This window comes from Staphylococcus sp. B1(2026), assembly GCF_058895785.1.
In genome coordinates this window covers 1-8,495 of the sequence record NZ_JBZXTS010000055.1, presented here as the reverse complement: position 1 = coordinate 8,495, position 8,495 = coordinate 1, and the positions used below count along the sequence as shown (strand labels likewise).

The following is an 8,495-nucleotide window of genomic DNA, read 5'->3' as shown; positions in this document are numbered from 1 at the left end:
AGGCTACATCGCAATTAATTCATTTTAGCTATTGATTGACGTTCTATAATATATCTACTATGATTACAGTAGACTAATTAGGTAGGTGTAATCATGTGAAATTGTCAAAATTTAAATTATTAAAAGTACTTCGAATGTTTATTGCAACTATGGCTTCAATATGGCTAGCGACTTTATTAGATGTACAATTTGCTTTTACAGCAGGTGTCGTAGGTTTATTAAGTGTAATGGATTCTACTAAAGTAACAATTAAATCAGCTTGTCAGCGATTAATTTCTATTTTATTGGGCTTGCTCTTATCAATTGTGATTTTTTCATTATTTGGTTTTAATATGTGGGCATTTGGTTTGTTTTTAATTTGTTATATTATAGTTTGTTTACTATGTAATTTAATGATTGGTGTGGTACCAGGTGCTGTAATTATTGGACATATTTTAGCTGACGGAATGATAACGTGGGATATTATTTATAATGAAATTATATTGGTATTAATCGGGGTTATTGTTGCAAGTATTGTTAATTTATTTATGATTTCGCGTTTTAATGAAATTTTAATGTTAAGACAAGGTATTGAAAATAATTTACGTCAATTATTCATATTATTTTATTCTGAATTATATACGAGCGAGTATAAGCAAGAAATAGGACATCAAATTAAGCAATTAACGCATCAAGTTGATAAAGCTATTAAATTAACGAGAGAAGAGTATGATAATAAATTGCTTTTATCCAGTCGTTATGATTTACGATATTTTGAAATGAGACGTATGCAGTTAAATGTATTGGATGCCATGTATCAAAATTTATTTTTACTAAACACTACAAGTGAACAAAGTAAAATATTAGCTAATATTTTTTATTTAACTTCACAACAAATACGTGAACATAATTCAGGTGTACAATTAAAACAAATTATTAATAATTTTTATCAACATTTAACAATGAGTCGCTTACCTCAAACGAGAGAAGAGTTTGAAACACGTGCTATTTTATATCATTTACTAAGAGATATTGAAATTTATTTAAAGATTAAAACGAACTTTTATGAGAATATTTTAAGAGAACGTGGTGTTTTTAGTGATGATAACGTTTTAAATTAAAAAAATATATTTTTTTAACAATTAAGTAAGGAAAGTCTTGTTTTTTATGAATAATTTATGTTAGTATAACACTATCTATTTTGCATATATAATCGTAAGAATAAGGCTTACAAGTTTCTACCGCTTTACCGTAAATGAAGCGACTATACGCAAATAATAAAAAACAGCTAACACTATAGTAATGGATTACTATAGTAATTTCCCTAGCTTAATTATTATTGCGATAAAAGACTTTGTAGCCATTTCAGTGCTATGAAGTCTTTTTTGTATGCAAAATTAATAAAGAAAGGAAGTGTAGCATGGAACTGCTAAAACAAAGAGTACTACAACGAGGAAAGGTTTTTCCAAACAATGTCTTAAAGGTAGATTCATTTATTAATCATCAAATAGAAGCACCTTTAATGTATGAAATTGGTAAAACGTTTAAATCCTATTTCGGAGACAAACCCGTAACAAAAATTTTAACAATTGAAGCATCAGGAATTGCGCCAGCTATTATGGCGGCTTTAGCCTATGGTGTACCTATGGTTTTTGCTAAAAAAACAGTCCCGTCAACATTAAAATCGAATACATTTTATCAAACAGACATTTTCAGTTATACAAAAAATGTCACAAATACCGTTATTTTATCAAAAGAATATTTATCACCTTCAGATAAAGTGTTAATCATTGATGACTTTTTAGCTAATGGTGAAGCGGCTTTAGGGCTGAATGAGTTAGTTAAACAGTCTGGTGCAACAACAGTTGGTGTAGGTATTGTCATTGAAAAATCTTTTCAACCAGGACGTCAACGTTTAATTGATAAAGGTTTAGATGTGTGTTCTTTATGTCGTATTGCTTCACTTGATAATGAACAAATTAGTTTTGTAGAAGAATAGGAGTATATTAATGAAAAATTTGTTACTTAGTATTCAACATGTCTTGGCAATGTATGCAGGTGCTGTAATTGTGCCGATTATTGTAGCAGGTGCATTAGGTTTATCCGCACAACAAACAACATATTTAGTTGCAGTAGATATTTTTATGTGTGGGGTAGCTACATTTTTACAAGTTTATCGTGGTAAATTTATTGGTATTGGCTTACCTGTGGTTTTAGGTTGTACCTTTACAGCAGTTGGACCTATGATTGCTATTGGTAATGCTCATGGATTATCAATTATGTATGGTTCGATTTTTATATCTGGTTTAGCCGTGATTGTTATTGCACCATTCTTTGCTAAAGTTGCTAAATTATTTCCACCAGTTGTAACTGGAAGTGTTGTTACGATTATAGGGATTACTTTAATTCCAGTTGCAATGAATTATTCAGCTGGTGGTGTAGGTTCTAAACATTATGGAGATATGAAAAATATTTTTATTGCGCTAGTCACTTTAATTGTTATTTTAGTGTTATATCGTTTTACTAAAGGTTTTATTCGTTCAATTTCCATTTTAATAGGTTTAGTTGTAGGTACATTGTTAAGTGCTTGTTTCGGTTTAGTACAAACATCAAATGTAGCCATTGCGGCATGGTTACAATATCCATCTATCTTTAAATTTGCTAGTTTTGAATTTCATTTAAGTTCTATTATTACATTTATTATTGTTGCTATTGTGAGTATGATTGAATCAACAGGTGTTTACTACGCTTTAACAGATATTATTGGGCGTAAAAAACTTGAAGAAGAAGATTTACGTCGTGGTTATTTTTCAGAAGGTTTAGCTGTAATGATAGGTGCTTTAGTTAATGCATTCCCATATACAACATATTCTCAAAATGTTGGATTAGTTCAAATTTCAGGAGTTAAAACAAAAAAAGTAATGTATATGATGGTAGCTATTTTGATGCTAGCTGGATCAATACCTAAAATAGGTGCCTTAGCAACAATCATTCCTGAACCAGTATTAGGTGGTGCTATGATAGCAATGTTTGGAATGGTATTAGCTTATGGTGTTAAAATGTTAGGGCAAGTCGATTTTACAAAAGAAGAAAATTTAATGACTATTGCATGTTCAGTTGGAGTTGGTTTAGGTGTAACAACTGTACCGCAAGCATTAGCAAAAGTACCATCATATTTAACATGGTTAACAGAAAGTGGTATTGTATTAGGAACATTCGTAGCGATTATTATTAATTTATTTTTCACATTAAAAAATAAAAAATAGTTGTCTATCAATAATAAAATATAACACATAAAGTCAAAGTTAATTTAATTAGCTTTGGCTTTATCGTATGATGATATTAACAAAATAACTGTGATAGTACGTAATGTCGTACTTTACTTACTATCGTGGTTAGATTATAATATTAAAGCGATACCAAAAAATATATGAAGAGGTAAAAATATGAGAATCGTTGATATTATTGAAAAAAAACGTAATGGTGAAGCATTATCAACTGAAGAAATTAATTTCTTTGTTGAAGGTTATACAAATGGTAGCATACCAGATTATCAATCAAGTGCTTTAGCAATGGCTATTTATTTTCAAGATATGACTGATGAAGAACGTGCTGATTTAACTATGGCAATGGTTAATTCTGGTGATGTAATGAATTTATCTGCCATTCAAGGTATTAAAGTAGATAAGCATTCTACTGGTGGTGTAGGTGACACGACAACTTTAGTATTAGCACCATTAGTTGCATCAGTAGGTGTACCAGTTGCTAAAATGAGTGGCCGTGGTTTAGGTCATACAGGTGGGACAATAGATAAATTAGAATCATTTGAAGGTTTTCATGTAGAATTAACAGAACAACAATTTATTGACGCAGTAAACAAAGATAGTGTAGCTGTTATTGGTCAATCTGCTAATTTAACACCAGCAGATAAAAAATTATATGCTTTAAGAGATGTCACAGCGACAGTAGATACAATTCCATTAATTGCGAGTTCAATTATGAGTAAAAAAATTGCTGCAGGTGCTGATGCCATTGTTTTAGACGTTAAAACAGGGGCCGGTGCATTTATGAAAACTGAAGAAGAGGCAGTTAATTTAGCAAAAGCAATGGTACGTATTGGTAATAATGTTGGTCGTCAAACAATGGCCGTTATTTCTGATATGAGTCAACCTTTAGGTTATGCAATCGGTAATGCATTAGAAGTTAAAGAAGCTATTGATACATTAAAAGGACAAGGACCAGCAGATTTAACGACATTAGTTTATACTCTAGGTAGTCAAATGGTTGTATTAGCTAAAAAAGCTGAAACATTAGAAGAGGCCCAACAACTGTTACAAGCTGCTATTGAAGATGGTCGTGCTTTAAACAAATTCAAAGAATTTATTGGACAACAAGGTGGAAATGTCCAGCAAATTGATAATCCACAATTATTACCACAAGCGCCATATGTAACACCATTATTAGCTACTGAAGAAGGTGTTATAGCAGAAATCGTTGCTGACCAATTAGGTATTATAGCAATGCAATTAGGTGCTGGTCGTGCAACAAAAGAAGATACTATTGATTTATCAGTAGGACTCGTATTACGTAAAAAAGTAGGTGATACGGTTAAAAAAGATGATGTTTTAGTAGAAATTCATAGTCATACAGAAGATGTGACTAAAATAAAAATGGAGTTATTAAAATATATTAAGATTGCTAAAGAAGTCACTGTGCCGCCATTAATTTATCAAGTGATTACAGAATAGAGGTTAGTATGATAAAAGATCAATTAATTGATGTAGCCAATGAAGCATTAAAGCATGCCTATGTACCATATTCTAATTTTCCAGTAGGTGCAGCATTATTAACTGAAAGTGGTAAAATATTTACAGGCTGTAATGTCGAAAATGCATCGTTCGGTTTGACTAATTGTGCAGAAAGAACAGCGATATTTAAAGCTGTTTCTGAAGGGGAACGACAATTTAAATGTTTAGTCATTACTGGACAAACAAATGAAGCAATTTCTCCTTGTGGTGCCTGTCGTCAAGTAATTGCAGAATTTTGTGAAGCGGATATGCCTGTGATTTTAACTAATGCAACAAAATCAGAAGTCGTGGAAACAAATATTGGTACATTATTACCAGGTGCATTTAATCAAAAGAATTTAAAATAAATTATTGTAAGCTCGTCTAATTGATTAGGCGAGCTTGTTGTTACAATTATCTTAAATATAATAATTATACTTTTCAAGATTAAAAAATATGAGTATAATTAAATGAAGAGGTGAAGCATGAAAAAAATTATACGTAAACAAATTATTAATTTATTAACCAATTTACCACAATCTAAAAGAGAACAATATAGTTTATCATGTATTGAACAAGTCTTGGCAATGCCTGAATATCAACAAGCTAAAAATTTAGCACTTTATTTAGCAAATGATTTTGAATTGAATCTTGCAACGTTAATTGAAAAAGCGTGGCAAGATAATAAACAAGTACTTGTTCCTAAATGTGACTATACTACTTATACAATGCATTTTGTACCATTAAATTCATTAGATGATATAATTAGAGATGAAAAAAATATTTTAACTAGTCGTCAAACAACGATCATTAATGATATTGACTTTATGATTGTACCTGGTTTAGCTTTTAGTGAAACAGGGTATCGAATAGGCTATGGTGGTGGTTTTTATGACAAATATTTGGCACAATATCCTCAATTATTTACTGTAAGTTTAGCTATCTTACCTCAAATTACCGAGTTTGAACCAACGCATTTTGATATGCCTGTCAAAAGACTAATACAATCAAAAATTATATAAAGGATGAGGCCATGAATGAATTAAAATTTTGGCAATTAGTATATCTATTTATTCAAAAATATGATTATCAAATTGCTTATTATAACGAAATTTATAAAGATGTCTGGTTAAAAAACTCAGAACATAGATTAATTCGTTTAATGTATAAAGAACAATTATCAGAAATGGATTCGAAAAATTTTGCACGTTATAGTATAAAAGGTAAAGAAAAACTTAAAGAAAATTTTGGATTAGATATTTTAAAAATTAAAACTTATATCATTGATCCTAAATCAGAGATTGCACCTTTCTACAAAAAGTATATTGATGATGAAGATATAACTATAGAACAATTTATTATCAAAGATATGGAAGATTTATCGTTAACAGAATTAAGTCAAAATGAAATAGAAATTTTTGCCAATAGTAAGACATCAGCGCATTATAAAAATAAATTATTTCAAAAGAAAAAAGTAACGAAATCACCTAATAAAAATAAATTAGTAAGTTTATCAGTCATTATAGGGAGTATTTTATTAGGTTTTTTATTAACTTTTGCATTGGGACGCTATACGAATGAATTTACTTATGAGAAAGTAGGCGCCCTTTATCCTAAACATTTTTGGGAGGGACATGTTTATCAAATTATTACTTCGATTTTTGCAAATAATCATTTGATAGAAATATTATTACAAATAATTATTTTATTGATGACTACTTTTTTATTAAAGTACATTAATAAACATAATCATATTTACTATTATTTTGTGTTAAGTGGTATTTTAGCGAATGCGAGTAATTTGATTTTTGAATCTTCAATTATTAGTATGGGTGCACACGGTGCTGTCGCTGGGTTACTAGGTGCATTAACTTATTTAATTATTACAAAACAAGCGATATATCATAAAGATAGTATGTTAATTATTGGTATTAGTACAGCATTTGTATTAATTAGTACATTATTACATTTGAATCATAATTTACAAGTTCATTTTATTGGTTATTTTGTAGGTATTTTATTAGCATATATTTCACGCTGGAAATTCACTTTTCCATTAATAAGTAGTGCAATTGTTATTAGCTTACTAAGTATATTTATCGTCTATAAATCAGGTTTTATTTCACCTGTGACAGCACCACCAGTAAATACAGAACAAAAAGTACAGAGTGGTGATGTAAGTATTTTAGAATTAGAACAATCTATAAAAAAAGGGACAGCAACGGATCAAACTTATTTAGAATATGGTTTATATAAGTTGATTCATGAAAATTATGAAGACGCACAAAAATATTGGTTAAAAGGTTTAACTATTAATCCTAATAATGCTGAATTAAATTATCAAGTTGCTATTGTATATCGCGCACAAAATAATTTAACAGAAGCATTAAAATATGCACAACAAGCTGAAAAATCTCAACCGAGTGAACAATATCAAGTGTTAATTAATGAATTAAATGCACGTATTGCTAATACAGAAGAGACAAATAAGGAGTAATATTATGCAATTAACAACGGTTTATGATGTGCAACAATTATTAAAATCATACGGTATTATTATTTATATGGATGATAGATTAGATACTTTAGAGATGATGTTAAGTGAAATAATTGAATTATATCAAACAGGTCTTATTGAACAATCTCATTACATTTATGCAACAATGATTTTAAAAGAGGGGTTAAAAGAACAAGGGGAGAAATAAATATGAAATATAGTTTTGCAATTGATTTAGGGGGAACAACAAGCAAATTAGCGATAATGAATGAACAAGGGGATATTATTGTCAAGTGGGAATTGCGTACAGACAAAAGTCAGCAAGGACAACATATTCTGCCTAATATTGCTAAATCTCTACTAGAAAAAGCTGAAAATTTAAATTATCAATTTGATAATTGTATTGGTGCAGGGTTAGGTGCACCAGGACCAATTAATTCAGAAACAGGTATGATAAATGGTGCGGCCAATTTGAATTGGGGAAGCGAATTGCGCAACATTCAACAAGAATTGTCACAAGCATTAGGTGGACTGCCTGTAGTTATCGAAAATGATGCCAATATTGCAGCCATTGGTGAAATGCATAAAGGTGCTGGTCATGGCGAACGTGATGTTATCATGGTCACTTTAGGGACTGGTGTTGGCGGCGGTGTGATTTGTAATGGTGATATTTTACATGGTATCAATGGTGCTGCAGGTGAAATAGGGCATATGATTGTAGATAATGAACGTCGATTTTTATGTGGTTGTGGTAATCATGGTTGTTTAGAAACAGTTGCTTCAGCGACAGGTGTAGTTAACTTAGCTTATTATAATTTTGCAAAAACAACAATTGACACACCCTTAACTTTATTAATGACTGAACAAGAACAAATTACAGCGAAAGAAGTTTTCGATGCTGCTAAGCAAAATGATCCTTTTGCTTTAGCTGTCATTGATGAAATGGCAAATTATATTGGTTTGGCACTAGCAAATATTGCAACGATTTTAAATCCAAAAGTTATTGTAATCGGTGGTGGTGTTTCTAAAGCAGGTGATTTTTTAATTAATAGAATCATTGACGCATTTCAAAAAACAGCGTTTAAACCTGTTTTAGATGATTGTGTCATTAAATTAGCTGAATTATCAAATGATGCGGGTATTTATGGTGCGCATTGGTTAGTTGAAAATAAATTAGTAAATACGAGTAGTTAACTACTCGTATTTTTATGGCTCTTTGTCAAAGAGTGTTG

Annotated in this window: 9 protein-coding genes and 1 riboswitch; all 9 genes read left to right on the top strand. The window is 30.2% G+C overall.

What is annotated here, in order from left to right:
- The first annotated feature begins 95 nt into the window (after nt 1-95).
- Nucleotides 96-1,100, top strand: coding sequence for an aromatic acid exporter family protein (locus AC5EAH_RS07330; protein ID WP_493494126.1), 1,005 nt, complete (start codon nt 96-98; stop codon nt 1,098-1,100).
- Nucleotides 1,101-1,164: 64 nt separating this feature from the next.
- A riboswitch (purine riboswitch) is annotated at nt 1,165-1,266 on the top strand.
- Nucleotides 1,267-1,399: 133 nt separating this feature from the next.
- Nucleotides 1,400-1,978: a xanthine phosphoribosyltransferase gene (gene xpt / locus AC5EAH_RS07325; RefSeq protein ID WP_493494125.1), complete on the top strand. Its 579-nt coding sequence runs from the start codon at nt 1,400-1,402 to the stop codon at nt 1,976-1,978.
- A gap of 10 nt (nt 1,979-1,988) precedes the next feature.
- Nucleotides 1,989-3,245 carry a nucleobase:cation symporter-2 family protein gene (locus tag AC5EAH_RS07320; protein ID WP_493494124.1) on the top strand — a complete coding sequence of 419 codons (1,257 nt, stop codon included), beginning with the start codon at nt 1,989-1,991 and terminating at the stop codon, nt 3,243-3,245.
- 180 nt (nt 3,246-3,425) lie between these two features.
- Entirely contained in the window at nt 3,426-4,727 is a 1,302-nt protein-coding gene (locus AC5EAH_RS07315; RefSeq protein WP_493494123.1) for a pyrimidine-nucleoside phosphorylase, read from the top strand.
- 8 nt (nt 4,728-4,735) lie between these two features.
- The gene (locus AC5EAH_RS07310) at nt 4,736-5,134 is read left to right on the top strand and encodes a cytidine deaminase (RefSeq protein ID WP_493494122.1); all 399 of its coding nucleotides are present in this window, start codon (nt 4,736-4,738) and stop codon (nt 5,132-5,134) included.
- Between the two features lie 117 nt (nt 5,135-5,251).
- Nucleotides 5,252-5,788 (top strand): 5-formyltetrahydrofolate cyclo-ligase, encoded by a 537-nt coding sequence (locus AC5EAH_RS07305; RefSeq protein ID WP_493494121.1) that lies wholly within the window; start codon nt 5,252-5,254, stop codon nt 5,786-5,788.
- 11 nt (nt 5,789-5,799) lie between these two features.
- On the top strand, nt 5,800-7,263 hold the full coding sequence (locus tag AC5EAH_RS07300) for a rhomboid family intramembrane serine protease (protein ID WP_493494120.1): 1,464 nt from the start codon (nt 5,800-5,802) through the stop codon (nt 7,261-7,263).
- Between the two features lie 4 nt (nt 7,264-7,267).
- Entirely contained in the window at nt 7,268-7,471 is a 204-nt protein-coding gene (locus tag AC5EAH_RS07295; protein WP_493494119.1) for a YqgQ family protein, read from the top strand.
- Nucleotides 7,472-7,473: 2 nt separating this feature from the next.
- Nucleotides 7,474-8,457: an ROK family glucokinase gene (locus AC5EAH_RS07290; RefSeq protein WP_493494118.1), complete on the top strand. Its 984-nt coding sequence runs from the start codon at nt 7,474-7,476 to the stop codon at nt 8,455-8,457.
- Nucleotides 8,458-8,495: the final 38 nt, after the last annotated feature.